This is a genomic window from Verrucosispora sp. NA02020, assembly GCF_013364215.1.
In the GTDB taxonomy this organism is placed as follows: Bacteria; Actinomycetota; Actinomycetes; order Mycobacteriales; family Micromonosporaceae; genus Micromonospora.
Genome location: NZ_CP054923.1, coordinates 6,235,718 through 6,255,786 on the forward strand (window position 1 = coordinate 6,235,718; position 20,069 = coordinate 6,255,786).

General features: G+C 70.1%; 18 protein-coding genes. 6 read left to right on the forward strand and 12 right to left on the reverse strand.

What is annotated here, in order from left to right; translation table 11 throughout:
- Positions 1-22 precede the first annotated feature (22 nt).
- A complete protein-coding gene (gene purH / locus HUT12_RS27790; protein ID WP_176095197.1) occupies positions 23-1,594 on the reverse strand; it encodes a bifunctional phosphoribosylaminoimidazolecarboxamide formyltransferase/IMP cyclohydrolase in 1,572 nt (523 codons plus the stop codon).
- A complete protein-coding gene (gene purN / locus HUT12_RS27795) occupies positions 1,591-2,202 on the reverse strand; it encodes a phosphoribosylglycinamide formyltransferase (RefSeq protein WP_131053272.1) in 612 nt (203 codons plus the stop codon). The genes purH and purN overlap by 4 nt, the downstream gene beginning before the upstream one ends.
- A gap of 172 nt (positions 2,203-2,374) precedes the next feature.
- On the opposite strand from purN, the gene HUT12_RS27800 reads away from it, so the two are divergent.
- Positions 2,375-2,665 carry a CD225/dispanin family protein gene (locus HUT12_RS27800; RefSeq protein WP_131053273.1) on the forward strand — a complete coding sequence of 97 codons (291 nt, stop codon included), beginning with the start codon at positions 2,375-2,377 and terminating at the stop codon, positions 2,663-2,665.
- A gap of 13 nt (positions 2,666-2,678) precedes the next feature.
- On the forward strand, positions 2,679-3,368 hold the full coding sequence (locus HUT12_RS27805) for a DUF4190 domain-containing protein (RefSeq protein ID WP_131053274.1): 690 nt from the start codon (positions 2,679-2,681) through the stop codon (positions 3,366-3,368).
- Positions 3,369-3,459: 91 nt separating this feature from the next.
- On the opposite strand, the gene HUT12_RS27810 is transcribed toward HUT12_RS27805, so the two are convergent.
- Positions 3,460-4,752: a DUF6350 family protein gene (locus tag HUT12_RS27810; protein ID WP_176095198.1), complete on the reverse strand. Its 1,293-nt coding sequence runs from the start codon at positions 4,750-4,752 to the stop codon at positions 3,460-3,462.
- A gap of 157 nt (positions 4,753-4,909) precedes the next feature.
- On the opposite strand from HUT12_RS27810, the gene HUT12_RS27815 reads away from it, so the two are divergent.
- Entirely contained in the window at positions 4,910-5,170 is a 261-nt protein-coding gene (locus HUT12_RS27815; RefSeq protein WP_131056226.1) for a DUF4190 domain-containing protein, read from the forward strand.
- Positions 5,171-5,214: 44 nt separating this feature from the next.
- Here HUT12_RS27815 and sucD read toward each other — a convergent pair whose 3' ends face one another.
- The 3 genes from sucD to HUT12_RS27830 all read right to left on the reverse strand — a co-directional run bounded on the left by sucD (position 5,215) and on the right by HUT12_RS27830 (position 8,282).
- Positions 5,215-6,102, reverse strand: a complete 888-nt coding sequence (gene sucD / locus HUT12_RS27820) for a succinate--CoA ligase subunit alpha (RefSeq protein WP_176095199.1) — start codon at positions 6,100-6,102, stop codon at positions 5,215-5,217.
- Between the two features lie 2 nt (positions 6,103-6,104).
- On the reverse strand, positions 6,105-7,283 hold the full coding sequence (gene sucC, locus HUT12_RS27825; RefSeq protein ID WP_131056222.1) for an ADP-forming succinate--CoA ligase subunit beta: 1,179 nt from the start codon (positions 7,281-7,283) through the stop codon (positions 6,105-6,107).
- A gap of 594 nt (positions 7,284-7,877) precedes the next feature.
- Positions 7,878-8,282 (reverse strand): cobalamin B12-binding domain-containing protein, encoded by a 405-nt coding sequence (locus tag HUT12_RS27830; protein WP_131056220.1) that lies wholly within the window; start codon positions 8,280-8,282, stop codon positions 7,878-7,880.
- Positions 8,283-8,706: 424 nt separating this feature from the next.
- Between HUT12_RS27830 and HUT12_RS27835 the strand changes: the two genes are divergently transcribed.
- Together HUT12_RS27835 and HUT12_RS27840 are read left to right on the forward strand one after the other, a co-directional pair.
- Positions 8,707-9,420: a M23 family metallopeptidase gene (locus tag HUT12_RS27835; protein ID WP_131056218.1), complete on the forward strand. Its 714-nt coding sequence runs from the start codon at positions 8,707-8,709 to the stop codon at positions 9,418-9,420.
- Between the two features lie 275 nt (positions 9,421-9,695).
- A complete protein-coding gene (locus HUT12_RS27840) occupies positions 9,696-10,505 on the forward strand; it encodes a M23 family metallopeptidase (RefSeq protein WP_176095200.1) in 810 nt (269 codons plus the stop codon).
- Between the two features lie 48 nt (positions 10,506-10,553).
- Here HUT12_RS27840 and pcrA read toward each other — a convergent pair whose 3' ends face one another.
- Positions 10,554-12,947: a DNA helicase PcrA gene (pcrA, locus tag HUT12_RS27845; RefSeq protein ID WP_176095201.1), complete on the reverse strand. Its 2,394-nt coding sequence runs from the start codon at positions 12,945-12,947 to the stop codon at positions 10,554-10,556.
- A 318-nt stretch (positions 12,948-13,265) separates the two neighbouring features.
- On the opposite strand from pcrA, the gene HUT12_RS27850 reads away from it, so the two are divergent.
- Positions 13,266-13,634 carry a chorismate mutase gene (locus HUT12_RS27850; RefSeq protein ID WP_236145768.1) on the forward strand — a complete coding sequence of 123 codons (369 nt, stop codon included), beginning with the start codon at positions 13,266-13,268 and terminating at the stop codon, positions 13,632-13,634.
- 220 nt (positions 13,635-13,854) lie between these two features.
- Here HUT12_RS27850 and HUT12_RS27855 read toward each other — a convergent pair whose 3' ends face one another.
- From HUT12_RS27855 to HUT12_RS27875, 5 genes are all read right to left on the reverse strand, one after another.
- Entirely contained in the window at positions 13,855-14,865 is a 1,011-nt protein-coding gene (locus HUT12_RS27855) for an ABC transporter ATP-binding protein (RefSeq protein WP_131053637.1), read from the reverse strand.
- Positions 14,858-15,895, reverse strand: a complete 1,038-nt coding sequence (locus tag HUT12_RS27860; RefSeq protein WP_131053635.1) for an ABC transporter ATP-binding protein — start codon at positions 15,893-15,895, stop codon at positions 14,858-14,860. Before HUT12_RS27860 ends, HUT12_RS27855 begins: the two co-directional genes overlap by 8 nt.
- Before the next feature lie 156 nt (positions 15,896-16,051).
- A complete protein-coding gene (locus tag HUT12_RS27865; protein WP_131053633.1) occupies positions 16,052-16,990 on the reverse strand; it encodes an ABC transporter permease in 939 nt (312 codons plus the stop codon).
- Between the two features lie 317 nt (positions 16,991-17,307).
- Positions 17,308-18,318 (reverse strand): ABC transporter permease, encoded by a 1,011-nt coding sequence (locus HUT12_RS27870; RefSeq protein WP_131053632.1) that lies wholly within the window; start codon positions 18,316-18,318, stop codon positions 17,308-17,310.
- A gap of 100 nt (positions 18,319-18,418) precedes the next feature.
- Positions 18,419-20,056 carry an ABC transporter substrate-binding protein gene (locus tag HUT12_RS27875; protein ID WP_131053630.1) on the reverse strand — a complete coding sequence of 546 codons (1,638 nt, stop codon included), beginning with the start codon at positions 20,054-20,056 and terminating at the stop codon, positions 18,419-18,421.
- Positions 20,057-20,069: the final 13 nt, after the last annotated feature.

A 20,069-nucleotide genomic window follows, 5' to 3' on the forward strand; every position in this document is an offset into this window, starting at 1 on the left:
CCGCCGGTCGCGCGGCGGCGGGTCAGTGGAAGAAGTGCCGGGTGCCGGTGAGGTACATGGTGACGCCGGCCTGCTTGCAGGCGGCGATCACCTCCTCGTCCCGGATCGAGCCGCCCGGCTGCACGATGGCCCGGATGCCGGCGTCGATGAGGATCTGCGGGCCGTCGGCGAACGGGAAGAACGCGTCCGAGGCCGCCACCGCGCCCCGCGCCCGGTCGGCACCGGCCCGGCTGACCGCCAGTCGCGCCGAGTCCACCCGGTTGACCTGCCCCATCCCGACACCGACCGTGGCGCCGTCCTGCGCCAGCAGGATCGCGTTGCTCTTCACCGCGCGCACCGCCCGCCAGGCGAAGGCCAGGTCGGCCAGGGTCGCCTCGTCGGCCGCGTCACCGGTGGCCAGCCGCCAGGTCGCCGGGTCGTCGCCCTCGGCGTCGACCGCGTCGCGTTCCTGCACCAGCACGCCGCCGGTGATCTGCCGCCACTCCGTGGACGGCGGACGGAACTCCGGTGCCCGCAGCAGCCGGATGTTCTTCTTGGCCTGGAGCACCTCGGCGGCCCCCGGCTCGTAGCCGGGCGCCACCACGACCTCGGTGAAGATCTCGGCGATCTGCCCGGCCAGCTCGACCGAGACCGGACGGTTCACCGCGATGACGCCGCCGAAGGCGGAGACCGGGTCGCAGGCGTGTGCCTTGCGGTGCGCCTCGGCCACGTCCGCGCCGACCGCGATCCCGCACGGGTTGGCGTGCTTGATGACGGCCACCGCCGGCTGGTCGGCGAAGTCGTTCGCGGCCCGCCAGGCGGCGTCGGCGTCGACGTAGTTGTTGTAGGACATCTCCTTGCCGTGCAACTGCTCGGCCTGGGCCAGGCCGGGCGGGCTCGCCGGGTCCGCATAGACCGCCGCGCCCTGGTGCGGGTTCTCGCCGTACCGCAGCACCGCCTGCCGCCGCAGCGCCAGCCCGGCGAACTCCGGCCCGCCGTCGGCGGCCGGGGCCAGGGACGTGGCGAACCAGTCGGCGACCGCCACGTCGTACTCGGCGATGTCGGCGAAGGCGCGGGCGGCCAGCGCCCGCCGCTGCGCCAGGGTGAAGCCACCGCCGTCGAGCGCGGCCACCAGCAGCGGGTACGCGGCCGGGTCGGTCACCACGGCCACCGAGGCGTGGTTCTTGGCGGCGGCACGCACCATCGCCGGACCGCCGATGTCGATCTGCTCGACGCACTCGTCCTGGCTGGCGCCGGAGGCGACGGTCTGCTGGAACGGGTAGAGGTTGGAGACCAGCAGGTCGACCCCGGCGATGCCGTGCTCGTCGAGCTGGGCGACGTGGGTGTCCTTGCGCAGGTCGGCGAGGAGTCCACCGTGGATCTTCGGGTGCAGGGTCTTCACCCGGCCGTCGAGGATCTCCGGGAAGCCGGTCACCTGCTCCACGGCGGTCACCGGTACGCCGGCACCGGCGATCGTCGACGCGGTGCTGCCGGTCGAGACGATCTCCACCCCGGCGGCGTGCAGGGCCTTGGCCAGGTCGACCAGACCGCTCTTGTCGTAGACGCTGACCAGTGCCCGCCGGATCGGGCGGCGCCCGTCCTCGATGGAACTCACGGAACTGTGACCTTTCTCCCGGTGATCGTCCAGCCGTCGCGGACCAGCCGGCCCACCTGCTCGACGAGTTGCTGCCGCTCGGCTTCCTTGATGCGCTCGGTGAGCGTGTCCACGTCGTCGTCGTCGTGCACCGGCACCGCCACCTGCGCCACGATCGGGCCGGTGTCCATTCCGGCGTCGACGAAGAAGAGCGTCGCCCCGGTGACCTTCACGCCATAGGCGAGCGCGTCCCGCGGGCCGTGGATGCCGGGGAAAGCCGGCAGCAGGGTGTTGTGCGTGTTCAGGTAGCGGTCGCCGAAGGCGGCGAGGAACCGGGAACCGACAAGCTTCAGGAACCCGGCGGAGACGACCAGGTCGGGCCGGTGCGCGGCGACCTGCTCGGTGAGCGTCGCGTCCCACTCCTCGCGGGACGGGTGGTCCTTGACCTTCGCCACGAAGGTCGGCACCCCGGCGGCGGCGGCCCGGTCCAGCCCGGCGATGCCGTCGCGGTCCGCGCCCACCGCGACCACCCGGGCCCCGTACGCCGGGTCGGCGGTCGCGTCCAGCAGCGCCTGCAGGTTGCTGCCGGAGCCGGAGACGAGGACGACGATGCGGGCGGGCTCGGTCACCGGCACACCCTATCCGGCGGCGAATCAGCGCTGGTCCGGTGCCCACCCGATGGGCCGCCGACCCTTCGCCGACCACCGAAGTCGCACAGACCGGGTACGCTGCCGGTCGCTTGGGACCGGCGCATGTCCGGCCCGCACCCGTCAGCGACACGTACGTGAGGAGCTCGTCACCATGCAGCCCGGATACCCGTCCCAGCCGCCCCAGCAGGTCGACAACAACATGACGATGTCGATCGTCGCCATCTTCCTGTTCTGGCCGCTGGCGATCCCCGCCATCATCAACGCCTCGAAGGTCAACCAGCTGCTCCAGCAGGGTGACTACGCCGGTGCCCAGGCCGCGTCCGCCGAGTCGAAGAAGTGGTCCAAGTGGGCCATCATCGTCGGTGTCGCGTGGCTCGTGATCGTGCTGCTCTGCTGCCTGGGCGGTGGCGTCCTCGGTTCGCTCAGCGGCTCGAACGCCTGAGTAACGGAACCACATGCAACCCGGTAACCCCGGTCAGGACCCGTACGGCCAGCAACAGCCGTACGGGGATCCGACAGCTCCACCTCCGCACAACCCGTACGCGCCACCGGCGGCCAATCCCTACGCACCTCCGCCGGCCAACCCGTACGCCACACCGGAGCCGCACACGCCCGCGGTCGACCCGTACCAGCAGGCAGACCCGTACCAGCAGGTCGATCCGTACCAGCAGGTCGACCCGTACGGCCAGCAGCCGCCCACCTCGGGGCAGCCCTACGATCCGTACTCTGCACCGCCCGCCGGACAGCCGGCGTACGGTCAGCCCCCGGCCTACGGGCAGCCGCCGACGTCGGGGCACCCCTACGGCCAGCCCTACCAGGACCCGTACGCCCCGCAGCCGTACGGCGGCGCGCCGATGTACCCGCACGCGGGTTTCGTCGGCCACGGCGGCCAGCAGAACACCCTCGCGCTGGTGGCGATGATCCTGGGCATCGCGTCGATCCCGCTGAACTGCTGCTACCTCGGTATTCCGCTGGGTCTGGCCGCGGTCATCACCGGCTGGCTCGGCAAGCAGAAGGTCGACCAGGGCCTGGCCGGCAACCCGGGGCAGGCACTCACCGGCCTGATCTGCGGCGGCATCGGCCTGCTGCTGGGCCTGCTCTATGTCGTGCTGATCGCGGTGAACTACGCCGTGCCGCGACTTTGAACCAGCAGTACGCGAGGGGCGCTCCGGACGACCGGGGCGCCCCTCGTCGTGAGCAGGCCCGCTGTCGAGGTCTGGCCGCCCTGCGGCAGGCCTAGACGGCGCGTCGGGTGAGCCAGCGGACCGCCCCCGCACCGAGCACCGCCCCACCGCCCGTGATCAGCGTCGCGGCCAGCGCCACCTGCCACCCGACCGGGCCGACCTCGGCCAGCCGACCGGCACCGAGCGGTCCGCCGGAGACCTCCGCGAGCACCCCCAGCAGCACCCCGGCCACCGGACCGACGAGTACGGCCGGCACCAGCAGACGCCGCCAGCGCAGCGGAGCGCGGTCCGCCCCGGCCGACCGGATCAACCGGCGGGCCAGCAGCCCACCGGCGGCCATACCCACCAGGACCGGCATCGCGAGAACCATGATCGAGGCGGGCCCGTCGACCGGCCCGCTCGGCAGCCCGGCGAACAACGGCAGCGCCGGTAGCGCGCCGACGGAGACCTCGCTGGTGCGGACGGCCGTGTCGGTGCCCACGGCGAAACCGGGCCCGAGCAGGTAGCTGGTGGACCAGACGGTGGCGTTGGGCGCGTACGCCAGGCTGACCAGCGTGATGCCAGCCTGCCCGGCCACACCGGTGCGGTAGGCGCCGATCAGGTCGGCCGCGTCGCCCCCGCCGGTCGCCACGGCCAGTCCCGCCCCGGCGGCTCCCGCGCCGAGCAGCACCAACGCGGCCACCAGACCGGCACGGACCCCTTCGCGTACCGGCCCCGGCAGCTGCCCTGCGAGCACCTCGGCCAGCCCGGTGGTCCGGGCCGCGCCGAGACCCGCGGCGAGCGTGCCGAGCACCGCGAGCGTCACGCCGGCCCGTGGCCATGACACACCGGTGCCACCGGAATCGACGAGCAGCGCGGCGAGCAGGCCGATCAGGGCGTATCCGACGCCGACCGCCGCCGCGACGGCGACCGTGCGGCCCGGGGACCGGTCGCCGCGTGCGCCGACCGCGCGGCTGGCGTGCACGCCGGCCCGGGTGAGCCGCCAGATCGCCAGCACGGTGACCGCGAGCGGGGCCAGGCCCAGGGGGCCGGCGGCGGTCTCCAGCGGTACGCCGTGCCCGAGCAGCCAACCGGCCGCGCCCGCGCGGATCGCGCCCAGCGGGGTGGCGGCGCCTTCGCTGAGCTGGAACAACCAGAGCACGAGCACCACCGGCAACCAGGAGGTGAGCGCGGCCCCACCGGCCGCCACCAGCGCGGCGACCGCGAGGGGCGGGTGACGGCGGCCGCCGGGTGTGCCCCGTTGCACCGGTACCCGACGGGGCGGGCCGGCACGACCGGGTGGCCGGGCGCCGACCCCACGGGCGTCGGTGGCCCGGCGGGGCTGGTCAGGGGTGACGGAGGACATCGTCTCTACTCTGGCATGTCGGGGCCGCCTCGGCTGTCCGACACCACCCCGTCCGGAGGTGAGTTCGCCTGATCCGCCGTGCCGGCAAGGGGCTCCGGTCTAGCCTCGGCTCAGAGCCGTGGCCGACGTCGCGGCAGTTAGTGTCCGGAGGGAAGCCGTGAACGCTCCGTATCCACCGCCCCCGCCGCCACCGGCGGGCCGGGACCGCACCACCCTGTGGGGCGTGCTGGGCATCGTGACCGGGGTGCTCTGTTGCGGCATCCTCGGCATCGTCTTCGGTTGGCTGTCGATCCGCGACGCGCGCCGCTACCGGCAGTCCCCGGTGCTGGGCTACGTCTCGATCGGTCTGGGTGTGGTCAACATCGTGGTCAGCCTGATCCTGTCCGCCACGGGCAACTACCCGTACTGGAACCGCTGAGGGGCCGACCTTCCGGTCGGCCCCTCGAAGACTGTCGTACCGGCTCAGCCGGCGGACATGATCTCGCGCATCAGCTTGGCGGTCTCGGTCGGGGTCTTGCCGACCTTGACACCCACCGCCTCCAGCGCCGCCTTCTTCGCGTCGGCGGTGCCCGCCGAACCGGAGATGATCGCACCGGCGTGCCCCATGGTCTTGCCGGGCGGGGCGGTGAAGCCGGCGATGTAGCCGACCACCGGCTTGGTGACGTTGGCCTTGATGTACTCGGCCGCCCGCTCCTCGGCGTCGCCGCCGATCTCACCGATCATCACGATGGCGTCGGTGTCCGGGTCGGCCTCGAACGCGGCCAGCGCGTCGATGTGCGTGGTACCGATGATCGGGTCGCCACCGATGCCGACGCAGGTCGAGAAGCCGATGTCCCGCAGCTCGTACATCATCTGGTAGGTCAGCGTGCCGCTCTTGCTGACCAGGCCGATCCGGCCGCTGCCGGTGATGTCGGCCGGGATGATGCCGGCGTTGGAGGCACCCGGCGAGGCGATGCCGGGGCAGTTCGGCCCGACGATCCGGGTCCGCTCGCCCTTGCCCGTGTTGTACGCCCAGAAGGCGGCGGTGTCGTGCACCGGCACGCCCTCGGTGATCACCACGGCCAGCGGGATCTCGGCGTCGATCGCCTCGATGACCGCGCCCTTGGTGAACTGCGGGGGCACGAAGATGACGGTGACGTCGGCACCGGTGTCCTTCATCGCGTCCGCGACGCTGGCGAAGACCGGCAGCTCGGTGCCGTCGAAGTCGACGGTGGTGCCCGCCTTGCGCGGGTTCACGCCGCCGACGACGTTGGTGCCGGCCGCGAGCATCCGCCGGGTGTGCTTGGAACCCTCGGAACCGGTCATCCCCTGGACGATGACCTTCGAGTCCTTGGTCAGCCAGATAGCCATTGTCAGACCCCCGCAGCCGCCAGCTCGGCGGCCCGCTCGGCCGCGCCGTCCATGGTGTCGACCCGCTGCACGAGCGGGTTGTTCGCGCTGTCGAGGATCGCCCGACCAGCTTCGGCGTTGTTGCCGTCGAGCCGCACGACGAGCGGCTTGGTGACCTGCTCCCCGCGCTGCTCCAACAGGGCCAGCGCCTGGATGATGCCGTTGGCGACCTCGTCGCAGGCGGTGATGCCACCGAAGACGTTGACGAAGACGCTGCGGACCGACGGGTCGGAGAGCACGATCTCCAGGCCGTTGGCCATCACCGCGGCGCTCGCGCCACCGCCGATGTCGAGGAAGTTGGCCGGCTTGACACCGCCGTGCCGCTCACCGGCGTACGCGACCACGTCGAGCGTGGACATGACCAGGCCCGCGCCGTTGCCGATGATGCCGACCTCGCCGTCGAGCTTGACGTAGTTGAGGTCCTTCTCCTTGGCCGCCTGCTCCAGCGGGTCCACGGTCGCCTGGTCGACCAGGGCCTCGTGGTCCGGGTGCCGGAAGCCGGCGTTCTCGTCCAGCGAGATCTTGGCGTCCAGCAGCAGCAGCGTGCCGTCACCGGTCTTGGCCAACGGGTTGACCTCGACCAGGGTGGCGTCCTCGGCGACGAACGCCTTCCAGAGCCCCACCGCGACGTCGACGAGCTGGTCGGCGAGATCGGCCGGGAAGCCGGCTGCGGTGACGATCTCCCGGGCCTTGGCCTCGTCGACACCCTTGACGGCGTCGATCGGGGCCTTGACCACCTTGTCCGGGGTCTCCGCGGCGACCTGCTCGATGTCCATGCCGCCGGCCACGCTGGCGATGCAGAGGAAGGTGCGGTTCGCCCGGTCCAGCAGGTACGAGAAGTAGTACTCGTCGGCCACGTCCGCGGTCACCGTGATCATGACCTTGTGGACCGTGTGGCCCTTGATGTCCATGCCGAGGATGTCGGTGGCGCGGGCCACCGTCTCCTCCGCGCCCTCGGCGAGCTTGACGCCGCCGGCCTTGCCTCGCCCGCCGACCTTCACCTGCGCCTTGACGACCACTCGGCCGCCGAGGCGATCGGCGATCGCGCGGGCCTCCTCCGGGGTGGTGGCAACGCCGCCGGCGAGCACGGGAAGACCGTGCCGCTCGAACAGGTCCCGCCCCTGGTATTCGTACAGGTCCACGATTGCGCGTCCCGTCCCGTCTCCGCGGCGCACCGTCGCGCCGCCACCAGCGTATGGAAAGTAAACAGTGCGGTGCCTGACATCAGTCGAAGTTGACGCAGACCGCTGAACCTCGCACGGCCCGAACCGCACGGCGCTCGCGCACCGCACCCACCCGGTGGATCCGTCGGACCGTGGGCGGAGGTGGTGCGAGGTCCATTGGGCGCAGCCTAACGATGTCGGCACGGGCGGCAACCGAGCGGGTGCGGGGTGTGCGGTAATCCACAGCCACCACCGACGCTGTGTCACCGGTGTGCGCCACGCCGCAGCGGCCGCCCCGATGTCACCCGTTCGAGCGATCTCGGCGGGCCTGGCAGGGAACCGGACGTCGGCGCGTAACCCGGTTGGCAGGGCCTCGTTGAGTCAGGTGTCGGAGCGCTGAACGGCGCGAGGACGCAAGCGGCCGATGCCCTGTCGGTCGAGGGGTGGCGGCGGGGCATCGTGCATAGAGGGGCCGGACGTGTGAGGGGTGCGTCCGGCCCCTCCCCTTGCCCGCATTCGCCCCACGTCCCCGTACCCGACTCTCGCGTCGGCCCCCGGGTCCGCTCGTCCGGGTCAGCTCACCGGCTGGGCGACGTTGCTACGGACCCACTCCACGATGGACTGGGTGGTCGCGCCCGGCGTGAAGATCTTGGCCACGCCGATCTGCTCCAGCTCCGGGATGTCCGCGTCCGGGATGATGCCCCCGCCGAAGACCACGATGTCCCGGGCGTCGCGCTCGCCCAGCAGTTCGAGCACCCGGCGGAACAGCGTCATGTGCGCGCCGGAGAGCACCGAGAGACCGACCGCGTCGGCGTCCTCCTGGATGGCGGTCTCCACGATCTGCTCCGGGGTCTGGTGCAGGCCGGTGTAGATGACCTCCATGCCGGCGTCGCGGAGAGCGCGGGCCACCACCTTGGCCCCACGGTCGTGGCCGTCCAGGCCCGGCTTGGCGACGACGACCCGAACACGAGAGCTCATCAGCGCATCCCTTTCACCGGCTCCGGGGCTTTCACCTGAACGAACGGTAACCCGCGCCACGGATTCCGGGGAACCGGGGCCGGGACCCGAGGACGGACCCGCCGCCACGACGACCTCACACACAGGCACGACCGACGCGGCTCGGGTCAAGGAGGACGACTCCGCCGATCGGTCACGGTCTGCGACGAACGGACGATAACGAGGGCAGCCCACTAGTGCCGCGAGCCATGACATTAATGGACGGAAAGGGACAGAAAGGTGCAACGAGTTCGGCGCTCCGGCTTGTGGGGCGACTGACGGTTGGCTACCGTGTCCACGGTTGTCATCAGGTTTGCGGACGGGTGACGACGCGACCAGCCGACGGACGGATCACTGATCCGGACGGCGGCCGAACGCTTCGGAACCCCGACAACGGAGGGTGTGCGTGCGCCAGCGCCTGTCGTCTGAGCCCGATCGATATCGCGGTCGCCGCCGCGTACCCACCCCCCCACGTAGCCGTTACGCCGCAGTCGTCACCACCGCCTTCGTCGGTGCCGGCGTGGTGGCACTGGGCGCCGGCGCACTGCCGGACGCCAAGAGCGTCGAACAGTCGGTGCTCGACGAGCTGAAGCAGGCCGCCGTCAGCAGCCAGGGAGCTGCCGAGCGCGCCGACGCCGCCGAGCGGCCCTCCCGGGACGGCCGCAGCGCCCCGGAGAGCGTCGAGGACTCCGGCGTCTGGCTGCTGCCGCTGCAGGGCTACGACTTCAACTCCCCCTACGGCATGCGCTGGGGCAAGCTGCACACCGGCATCGACCTGGTCGCACCGGAGGGCACCCCGTACGTCTCGATCCACGAGGGCACCGTCACCAAGGCCGGCTGGTTCGGCGGGTACGGCAACGCCGTGATCGTCCAGCACCCGGACGGCAGCGAGGCGATCTACGGCCACTCCTCGGCGTTGAGCGTCCGGGAAGGCCAGCAGGTCAAGGCCGGCGACCAGCTCGGCCTGGTGGGCAACACCGGCCACTCCTACGGGGTCCACCTGCACCTGGAGATCCATGTCAAGGGCAAGCCGCTCGACCCGGTGCCCTGGCTCCAGGAGCGCGGAGTGGACATCAAGCTGCAAGTCGAGGCAATCTACAGCGAGGTAACGGAGTCCTGACACCCCGTTGCACCCGTTGACCGCCCGGATCGATCGATCCGGGCGGTTTTGCGTGCGCGGCCCGAACGCAAAGTGTCCCAGGCCACAGGCTGCTTTGTGGCGGAGCGCACACCACAGCCGACGCACCGACCCGGTCATCCGGTGGCAACCGGGGACAGAACCGGGCGGCCGTCCCGCCGCCACCATCCACCCGCCGAACCCCGGTACCCGACACGCACCCGACCGACACCAGGATTTCCAGGTCACGTACCCCTCGATCCAGTGAGGTCCGCTCCGTGCAGGACGACAGCTCCACCCCGAACCGCACGCTCTCCCACGCTCCCGCCCGGCACCGCCGCCGGATCGGCCGGCGCGGCCGTCGGCTGGCCGTCGGCGCGGTCGCCGTGCTGGGACTCGGACTCGGTGGTGTCGTCGTGACCAATCTCGACGACAGCCCCACCCCGAGCCCCGTCTCACTCGACGCGCAGGCCCGCGCCGAAGCCGCCGCCCGCGCGGAGGCCGCCGACCGCGCCGACCGCTCGGCCCGCGAGTCGGTCGCCCCGGCCACGCCGGAGAGCCCGACACCGACCCCGACGGCGAGCCCGACCAGGACACCCAGCGCGAGCCCGACCGCGAAACCCCGCCCGACGGCGACCAGGGCCAGCAAGGCCGCTCCGAAGACCACCACGAGCACCGCGTCGAAGCCCGACTGGGTCATCCCGATGGCCGGCGCCGCCGTCACCTCGTGCTACGGCCCCCGGTGGGGCACACTGCACGCCGGCATCGACTTCGCACTGCCCGCCGGCACACCGGTGCGGGCCGCCTCCAAGGGCACCGTCACGAAGGCCGGCGACGTCGGTGACGGGTACGGCATCTCGGTCGTCATCGACCACGGCAACGGCTACCTCACCCACTACGCCCACCTGAGCACCACCCGGGTGAACGTGGGTGCGAAGGTCAGCACCGGCCAGACCATCGGACTGGAGGGCTCCACCGGCGACTCCACCGGGCCGCACCTGCACTTCGAGGTACACCAGGGTCAGATGTGGAACCAGATCGACCCGGCGCCGTTCCTGCGCGCCCGCGGCATCGACGTGGCGTGCTGACCTGATCGCCCGGTGCACCGGTCCCACCCGGGCCGGTGCACCGGTCCGTCAGATCTTCTCGATCGGGGCGTGCCGCAGCACCAGCCACAACGTCTGGTCGCCAAAGTCGATCTGCGCGCGGGCACCCGGACCATGGCCCTCCACGGTCACCACCCGGCCGAGTCCGTACCGCTGGTGGTTGACCCGGTCCCCGGCGGAGACCTTGGGGCCCTGGGGCAGCTCGCTCGCGGTGGCCAGCCGGCTGCCGTCCACGCCGAGCTTGCGGGCCAGCTGGACCGCGCGGGGCGTACCCCCGGTGAAGCCGCCGCCCACCCGGTCCGCGCGACCACCCACGCCGCCGCCACCGCCACCCCAGGAGGTGTACGACCCCTCCGTGCGTTCCCAACGGACCAACTCGGTCGGCAACTCCTCCAGGAACCGCGACGGCGGGTTGTACGCCGGCTGCCCCCACGCCGACCGGGTCACCGCCCGGGACAGGAAGAGGCGCTGCCGGGCGCGGGTGATGCCCACGTACGCCAGCCGCCGCTCCTCCTCCAGCTCACGGGTGTCGCCCAGCGAGCGCAGGTGCGGGAAGACACCGTCCTCCAGGCCGGTCAGGAAGACCACCGGGAACTCCAGCCCCTTGGCGGTGTGCAGGGTCATCAGCGTGACCACGCCCTGGTGCTCGGGATCGTCCGAAGGGATCTGGTCGGCGTCGGCCACCAGGGCCACCTGCTCCAGGAAGCCGGCCAGCGTGGCCCGCTCCCCCTCCGCGCCGGTCGCCTCGATCCGTTCGGTGTACTCCCGGGCGACGCTGACGAGCTCCTGGAGGTTGTCCACCCGGCCCGCGTCCTGCGGGTCCAGGCTCTCCTCCAGCTCGCTCAGGTAGCCCGAGCGGGTCAGCACCGCCTCCAGCACCTCCTCCGGGGTGCCGTCAACAGCCACCTCCCGGGCGGAGTCGAGCAGTGCCACGAAGTCGGCGATGCCGTTGGCGGCGCGGGTGGAGATGCCCGGCGCGTCCTTGGCCCGACGCAGCGCCGCACCGAACGAGATGCGGTCCCGGCTGGACAGTGCCTCCACGCACGCCTCGGCCCGGTCACCGATGCCCCGCCGGGGCGTGTTCAGGATCCGGCGCAGACTCACCGTGTCGTCGTCGTTGACCACCGCGCGCAGGTAGGCGAGCGCGTCGCGGACCTCCTTGCGCTCGTAGAAGCGCACCCCGCCGACGACCTTGTACGGCAGGCCGACCCGGATGAACACCTCCTCGAAGACGCGGGACTGCGCGTTGGTGCGGTAGAAGACCGCCACGTCGCCCGGCCTGGCCTCGTCGGCGTCGACCAGCCGGTCGATCTCCCGACCCACCCAGTCCGCCTCGGCGTGCTCGGTGTCGGCGACGTACCCGACGATCTGCTCGCCCGCCCCGGCATCGCTCCACAGCCGCTTCGGCTTGCGGGAGGTGTTGCGGTCGATCACCGCGTTGGCCGCGTTCAGGATGGTCTGGGTGGAGCGGTAGTTCTGCTCCAGCAGGATGGTGCGGGCGTCACCGAAGTCGCGTTCGAACTCCAGGATGTTGCGGATCGTCGCGCCCCGGAAGGCGTAGATCGACTGGTCCGCGTCACCGACCACGCACAGCTCCGCCGGAGCCAGCCCTTCGGTGCCGGCGACCAGTTCCTTGATCAGCACGTACTGCGCGTGGTTGGTGTCCTGGTACTCGTCGACCAGCACGTGGCGGAACCGACGGCGGTAGGTCTCGGCCACGTGCGGGTGCGACTGGAGCAGGTGCACCGTGGTCATGATCAGGTCGTCGAAGTCGAGCGCGTGCGCCTCTCGCAGCCGTCGCTGGTACAGCGTGTACGCCTCGGCCAGCGCCCGTTCGTTCGGCCCCGACGCCCGGCCCGCGAAGGTCTCCGGGTCGACCAGCTCGTTCTTGAGGTTGGAGACCTGGGCCGCCAGACCCCGCGCCGGATAGCGCTTCGGGTCCAGGTCGAGCTCGCGGGTGACCATCTGCATCAACCGGCGGGAGTCGTCGGCGTCGTAGATCGAGAAGGTGGACTTGAGCCCGGCGTGCGCGTGCTCGGCACGCAGGATCCGGACGCAGGCGGAGTGGAACGTGGACACCCACATCATCCGGGCGCGCGGACCGACCAGGGCGGTCACCCGCTCCTTCATCTCACCGGCGGCCTTGTTGGTGAAGGTGATCGCAATGATCTCTCCGGGATGCACGTCCCGCGCGGCGAGCAGGTATGCGATCCGGTGGGTCAGAACCCGGGTCTTGCCGGAACCGGCACCGGCGACGATCAACAGCGGTGAACCGGCGTGGGTGACCGCGTCCCGCTGGGGGCCGTTGAGGCCCTCCACCAGATCGGCGGGGTCGAGGCGGCCGGGAGCCGGCCGACGCGGCGGCAACGCCCGGTCGGGCTCGGGCGCGGACGGGGACGCGGGGATGTCGAAGAGAGGATGCATCGCAGGGCGAGTCTATGCCGCCGCCCCGACATCCCCGCCCCGCGCCGCCCCCGGTGTAAGGAAGGGCCCCCTACTCACGCCTCGTGTATAGGAAGGGTCCCTTCCTTACCGGTTTCCTTGCGCGGCGGCGGCTGCGGCGGCATACTCGACGGCGTGTTCGACCAGCGCTTCTACTTTTACTACGGCCCCGGGAGTCCGGCAGCCGTAGGTCGCGCCTGATCGACAAGACCTACGAAAAGCCCCGGGCTCTCGGAGTCCGGGGCTTTTGTCGTCCCGGGATCCGGGCACCGGGCACCACACCGTGAGAGGTACCCGAAGATGACAGACGTGATGGAGCAGAACGGCGTCCCAGGCGAGTCCGGCACGACCCCGAACGGCACCGGCGCGGAGGGCGGCACCAGCCCCGGCCTGGACACCCCGAAGACCGGGACCGCGGAACCGGGCGCCGCCGCCCGCATCGCCGAGATCCGGGTACGGATCGACGAGATCGACCGCACGATCGTCGAGCTGTGGCAGGAACGGGCCGCCCTGTCCCGCGAGGTCGGCGCGACCCGGATGGCCTCCGGCGGCACCCGGCTGGTGCTCTCCCGCGAGCAGGAGATCCTGGAGCGCTTCCGGGTCGCTCTCGGTGCCGACGGCACCCAGTTGGCGCTGCTGCTGCTGCGGGCCGGTCGCGGCCCACTGTGACCGAGCGGGTCCGTCGGCGAGGCGCGTCAGGGTTCGACCGTCCCCATGAGCAGGCGCCGGGCCGACCGTGGCGGCCCGGACACGCAGTCCGGGCACGGTGGTCCGAACGCGGACCGGGGCGCCGGCCGCTGGTGACGGCCGACGCCCCGAATCACTGAGGAGGCACTACCTTCACCGCCGCTCCCGGTTTGGATGACCGGCCACGACGGCGTCTGTGTGGCTACTCCGTCGCGTGCACCACGTCGCGTACCTCGGCGAAGTGGCAGGCGCTCGGGTGGCCGGACTTGTCCCTGACCTGCAGCAGCGGCTCCTCTTCCGCACAGACGTCCTGCGCCTTCCAGCAGCGGGTACGGAACCTGCAGCCGGACGGCGGGTTGGCCGGCGACGGCACGTCGCCGGTCAGGACGATCTGGTCACGGTGCCCACGCAACGTCGGGTCCGGCACCGGCACCGCCGACAGCAGCGCCTGGGTGTACGGATGCGTGGGCGACTCGTAGATCTCGTCCTCGGTGCCGATCTCGACGATCTTGCCGAGGTACATCACCGCGACCCGGTCGGCGATGTGCCGCACCACGGACAGGTCGTGCGCGATGAAGATGTACGACAGACCCAGCTCGTTCTGGAGCTTCTCCAGCAGGTTGATCACCTGAGCCTGGATGGAGACGTCCAGCGCCGAGACCGGCTCGTCGCAGAGGATGATCTCCGGGTTGAGCGCCAGCGCACGGGCGATCCCGATGCGCTGCCGCTGGCCGCCGGAGAACTGGTGCGGGTAGCGGTTGATGTGGTCGGGGTTCAGGCCGACCAGCTCCAGCAGCTCCTGCACCTTGGGCCGACGCTGGCCCTTCGGCACCACGTCCGGGTGCACCTCGAACGGCTCGCCGATGATGTCGCCGACGGTCATTCGCGGGTTCAGCGAGGTGTACGGGTCCTGCATCACCAGCTGGATGTTCCGCCGACCCCGACGCCGTTCCTCGGAGCCGACCTTGGCCATGTTCTTGCCCTGCACGAACAGGTCACCGGAGGTCGGCGTCTCCAGACCCACGAGCAGCCGGGCCAACGTCGACTTGCCGCAACCGGACTCGCCCACGATGCCGAGGGTCTCGCCGCGCCGCAGCTCCAGGTTGATCCCGTCGACCGCGCGGACCGCCCCGACCTGCTTCTTGAAGACGATGCCCCGGGTCAGCGGGAAGTGCTTGACCAGGTCACGGGTCTCCAACACCACGTCACTCATCGCCCTTGACCTCCTTCCAGAAGTGGCAGGCAGCCGTCCGGCTCGGCGACACCTGGTACAGCGGCGGCGCCGGGTCCTGCTTGCAGACGTCCTGGGTGTACCGGCACCGGGGGTTGAAGGCGCATCCACGAGGGATGTTGGTCAGCGCCGGGGGCAGGCCCTTGATGGCGCTGAGCTCCTGGCCCTTGAGGTCCAGCCGCGGGATCGACTCCAGCAGACCCTTCGTGTACGGGTGGGCCGGGGTGGCGTAGATGTCGTTCACGCCGGCTTCCTCGATGACCCGACCGGCGTACATGACGGAGATCCGATCCGCCACGTCGGCCACCACACCCATGTCGTGGGTGATCAGCACCAACGCCATGTTCCGTTCCCGCTGGAGCTCGGCGAGCAGGGCCATGATCTGGGCCTGCACGGTCACGTCCAGGGCGGTGGTCGGCTCGTCCGCGATCAGCACCTCGGGGTCGAGTGCCAGCGCCATGGCGATCATGACGCGCTGGCGCATACCGCCGGAGAACTGGTGCGGGTAGTCGTTCACCCGCTGCTGGGCCGCCGGGATCTTGACCAGGTCGAGCAGTTCGACGGCTCGGGCCTTGGCATCCTTGCGGGACATGCCCCGGTGCTTGCGGAACAGCTCGCCGAGCTGGAACCCGACCGTGAAGACCGGGTTCAGCGCGGAGAGCGCGTCCTGGAAGATCATCGCGATCCGGTTCGCGCGCACCTTGCGGCGCTCGGACTCCGGCAGCTTGAGCAGGTCGACACCCCGGTAGAGGATCTCCCCACCGGTGATGAACCCGGGCGGGCTGTCCAGGATGCCCATGATCGCCTGGGCGGTCACGCTCTTGCCGCAGCCCGACTCCCCGAGGATCGCCCGGGTCTCGCCGGCCCGCACGTCGAAGCTCACTCCGTTGACCGCGCGAGCCACGCCGTTACGGGTCCGGAACTCCACCTGCAGGTTCTTGACCTGAAGTGGCAACGCGTTCGGGTCGAGGCCCGGCAGCGCGTCCAACTTGACGTTCACATCACTGCTCATGCCGACACTCCGCTTCGCTCCGCGCCAGCCTGAGACACCAACGCGCCGAGCCTGATGATTCGCTCGCTCCGCTCCCTCATGCCGACACCCCGCTTCGCTCCGCGCCGGCCTGAGACACCAACGCGCCGAGCCGATTGATTCGCTCACTCATTCGGATCACCGGAACTTCGGGTCGAGGGCGTCACGCAGTGCGTCACCCATCAGGATGAAGGACAGCACCGTGCCGACCAGCAGACCACAGGGGAAGAGCAGCAGCCACGGGTCCTCCAGGAAGTAGACCTGGTGAACCGAGATCATGATGCCCCACGACTGCGCCGGCGGCTGGAGCCCGACGCCGAGGAAGGTCAGCGTGGCCTCCGCGGCGACGAACGAACCGAGCACGATGGTGGCGTACACCAGCATCGGGGCGATCGCGTTCGGCAGGATGTGCCGGAACATCAGCCGCGAGTTGCGGGCACCGACCGCCTTGGCGGCGTGTACGTAGTCCAGATCCTTCGAGGAGATGACGCTACCTCGGGTGATCCGGGCGATGGTCGGCCAGGCGAGCAGGAACAGCACCAGGGTCAGCGTCCAGATGTTCTGCCGCTTGATGACCGTGAGGAACACGATCGCGCCGAGCAGGAACGGCAGTGACAGGACGATGTCCATCACCCGGGAGATGATCGTGTCGACCCAGCCGCCGTAGTAGCCGGCGAGCAGGCCGAGCGTGCCACCGACCAGCACGATGCCACCGGTCGCCATGACCGCGATGACCATCGACGGCCGCGCGCCGTAGATCGCGTGCGAGTAGTAGTCGCAGCCCAGGATGTCGTACCCGAACGGGTGTTCCCAACTGGGCGAGATCCGGGACCGGTCGGTGTTGCAGGCACGCGGGTCCTGGCTGGTCCAGAGCTTCGGGAAGGCTGCCATCGAGCCCACCACGAGGATGTACAGGGAAGCGATCATGAAGACCGGGTCGCGCAGCAACTGCCGCCGGGCGTCCGCCCAGAGACTGGCGCTGCGCTCCTTGCCGCCGACCGGCGCATCGGTCGTGGGACCGTCGCCGCCCACCGGTGCCCCGCCGACGGCGGTGCCCGCACTGTTCAGGTCACTCATGCCGACGCTCCGCTTCGCTCCGCGCCGCCATGAGGCACCAACACACTGAGCCTGATGATTCGCTCGCTACGCTCACTCATGCCGACGCTCCGCTTCGCTCCGCGCCGCCATGAGGCACCAACACACTGAGCCTGATGATTCGCTCGCTACGCTCACTCATGCCGACGCTCCGCTTCGCTCCGCGCCGCCATGAGGCACCAACACACTGAGCCTGATGATTCGCTCGCTACGCTCACTCATGTCCACACCTCGTTTCGCTCCACCGGCACCCGGGAGCGGTCGGAAGAACCTGCGTCGGCATCGTCACCACGGTCCGGTCACTCATAACGGATCCTCGGGTCGAGCACGGCGTACAGGAGGTCGACGAGCAGGTTGGCGATCAGGACCACCAGCACCAGCATGGTCACCACGCCGATCACCACCGAGGATTCCCCGGTACGCGCCGACATCGTCACCAGCCGGCCGATGCCCGGCACGTTGAAGATGGTCTCGGTGACCACCGCGCCGGCCATCGCGGCGCCGATGTCGACGCCGAGGAAGGTGATCACGGGGATCAGCGAGTTGCGCAGCGTGTGCACACCGATGACGCGCTTGGTGGTCAGGCCCTTGGCCTTCGCCGTCCGGACGTAGTCGGCCCGGATGTTCTCCATGATGCTGGTCCGGGTGAGCCGGGCGGTGACCGCCAACGACGTCGCACCGAGCACCATGCCCGGGATGATCAGACTCGCCCAGGGGTAGTCGGGCTTGAATCCCGGGCTGAACATGCCGGTGGAGATCACGTCGGGAATCCAGCTCTGGCCGCGCAGGACGTTGCCGAACTTGACGCCGACGAACTCCCGCACGATCAGGCCGAGCACGAAGATCGGCACCGAGATGACGAAGACCGTGCTGATCTTCACCGTGTAGTCGGCGAAGCTGCCGCCCCGCAGACCGGCGAGCACACCGGCGGCGATACCCACGACGGCCTCGAAGACGATGGCGATGAGCAGCAGCTTGAGCGTGAACGGAATGGCGTCCGCCACCAGGTCGGTGACCTCACGCTGGCGCAGGTTGATGCCGAAGTCGAAGTTAAGGAAGATGCCCTGCAGCCGGTCCAGGAACATCCCGAAGCAGGGGTTGCCCTTCTGGTCGAGGCAGGGGTCACCGTAGCCGAGTCGCTCGGTGATCGCCTCCAGCAGCGCGGGCGGCGGCGTCCGGTCCCCGAACAGCGCGCGGACCGGGTTCCCGCTGAACTGGATCGCCAGTGAAGTCAGGTAGTGGAGCAGGAACATGGTGCCCAGCACGGTGGGGATGAACTGGAGCAACCGTCGAATGACGTAGCGCCCCATGTCGGGGTCTCCTCTCGGCGCTGACGTGGCGGCAACGATCACCCTGGTGGGGAGACCGTTGCCGCCACGTCGTGTTACGGCAGGATCAGGCGGTTGAAGCTCAGTTCTGCTTCAGCGAAATCGCTGCGTAGTCGGCGTCCGAGACGGAGTTCCAGACGAACTGGTCGACGTTCTCGCTGTAAAGGGCACCAACCTTGTTGAACCACATCGGGATGACCGGCAGGTCCTCACCGACCAGGTCCTCCGCCTTCTGGTAGGACGGGATCGCGGCCTGGATCGAGTCGGCCGAGTCACCCTCCTTCATGGCGGCGTCGAACTCGGGGTTGCTGTAGGTCGAGTTGTTGCTGCCCGAGCCCGTGGCGTACAGCGGGTAGAGGAAGGTCTCCATGAACGGGTAGTCCGGACCCCAGCCGAGGCGGAACCCACCGGTGAACTTCTTCTGGTCGGCGGTCTCCAGGTACTCGGCGAACTGCAGGTTCACCCGCAGCTCGTAGTCGATACCCAGGGCCTCCTTGATCTGGTCGCCGACCGCCTGCAGCCACTGGTCGTGGCCGGCACCGGCGTTGGCCCACAGGATCAGCTTCTCACCGGCCGGCCAGCCGCCGGCCTCGGCGAGCAGCTGCTTGGCCTTCTCGACGTCCTTCTTGGCGTACGGGGTGACGTTCTCCCGAGCACCCTCGAAGGTCGGGGCGACGAAGCCGGTGGCCGGGGTGAACCGGCCGTCGAAGACGGCGTCGATGATCGACTGGCGGTCGATCGACAGCGAGAGCGCCTGCCGGACCCGCTTGTCCTTGAAGTTGTCCTGGTACAGCGGCATACCGACGTAGGTGAAGCTGTCACCCGGCTGCTCGTACATCCGGTCGGCGTAGGTGGCCTTAGCCTCCTTGTACCGGGCCGGCGGCACGGTGTAGAGCACGTCCAGCTCGCCGGCCTGGAAGGCGGCGTAGCCGGCGTCGATGTCGGCGAAGATCCGGTACTCGATGCGGTCCGGCTTGCCGGGGTCGCCCTTCCAGCTGTCGCTGCGGACGACGTTGATCGCGACGTTGTGCTGCCAGCTGCCGTCGATCTTGTACGGGCCGTTGCCGATCGGCTTCTCGTTGCAGGCCGCAATGTCGGCGATGCAGGCCTCGGCCATCGGGAAGAAGCCCGGGTAGCCGATCGTGGTCGGGAAGCCCGAGAACGGGGCCTCCAGCTCGACGGTGAAGGTCAGGTCGTCGACCTTCTTGAGGCCGGACAGCTCCTTCGCCTTCGGCTCCGGGGCCTTCTGCGGGCCGTCGCCGTCCGGGTCCTCGGACTGGACGTCCTTGATACCGGCGATCCGCTTCATGAAGTAACCGTTGTTCTGGGCGTTCGGGCTGTAGGCCGCGAAGTTCCAGGAACGGATGAAGGCGTCGGCGTTGACCGGCTCACCGTTGTCGAAGGTGTAGCCGTCCTTGATCTTGATCGTCCAGAGCTTCTGGTCGTCCGAGTCGACCGACTCGGCCAGGTCCATCTCGACCGCGGCGCTCTCGGCGTTGTACTTGACGAGACCACGGAAGAGCGAACGGATCACGTACAGCGACGGCTCGTCGTCACCGCCGGAGGGCGTCAGGAACGCCGGCTCCGCGTTGTAGACGCGCAACGTACCGCCGGCCTGGCCGCTCGATTCGTTGTCGTTGTCGCTACCACCGCCGCAGGCGGTGGCCAACATGGCGGTGGCGGTCGCCGCGACCGCCACCTTCAGGAATTTCCCGCGCATGGGAGTGCCTCCT

Excerpts from the sequence above, each read along its gene's own strand:
- HUT12_RS27850 (WP_236145768.1), top strand. The coding sequence starts at position 13,266 with ATGACAGACGTGATGGAGCAGAACGGCGTCCCAGGCGAGTCCGGCACG.
- HUT12_RS27860 (WP_131053635.1), bottom strand. The coding sequence starts at position 15,895 with ATGAGCAGTGATGTGAACGTCAAGTTGGACGCGCTGCCGGGCCTCGAC.
- HUT12_RS27875 (WP_131053630.1), bottom strand. The coding sequence starts at position 20,056 with ATGCGCGGGAAATTCCTGAAGGTGGCGGTCGCGGCGACCGCCACCGCC.
- HUT12_RS27810 (WP_176095198.1), bottom strand. The coding sequence starts at position 4,752 with ATGTCCTCCGTCACCCCTGACCAGCCCCGCCGGGCCACCGACGCCCGT.
- sucD (WP_176095199.1), bottom strand. The coding sequence starts at position 6,102 with ATGGCTATCTGGCTGACCAAGGACTCGAAGGTCATCGTCCAGGGGATG.
- HUT12_RS27805 (WP_131053274.1), top strand. The coding sequence starts at position 2,679 with ATGCAACCCGGTAACCCCGGTCAGGACCCGTACGGCCAGCAACAGCCG.
- HUT12_RS27870 (WP_131053632.1), bottom strand. The coding sequence starts at position 18,318 with ATGGGGCGCTACGTCATTCGACGGTTGCTCCAGTTCATCCCCACCGTG.
- HUT12_RS27855 (WP_131053637.1), bottom strand. The coding sequence starts at position 14,865 with ATGAGTGACGTGGTGTTGGAGACCCGTGACCTGGTCAAGCACTTCCCG.
- HUT12_RS27865 (WP_131053633.1), bottom strand. The coding sequence starts at position 16,990 with ATGAGTGACCTGAACAGTGCGGGCACCGCCGTCGGCGGGGCACCGGTG.
- HUT12_RS27830 (WP_131056220.1), bottom strand. The coding sequence starts at position 8,282 with ATGAGCTCTCGTGTTCGGGTCGTCGTCGCCAAGCCGGGCCTGGACGGC.
- pcrA (WP_176095201.1), bottom strand. The coding sequence starts at position 12,947 with ATGCATCCTCTCTTCGACATCCCCGCGTCCCCGTCCGCGCCCGAGCCC.
- HUT12_RS27800 (WP_131053273.1), top strand. The coding sequence starts at position 2,375 with ATGCAGCCCGGATACCCGTCCCAGCCGCCCCAGCAGGTCGACAACAAC.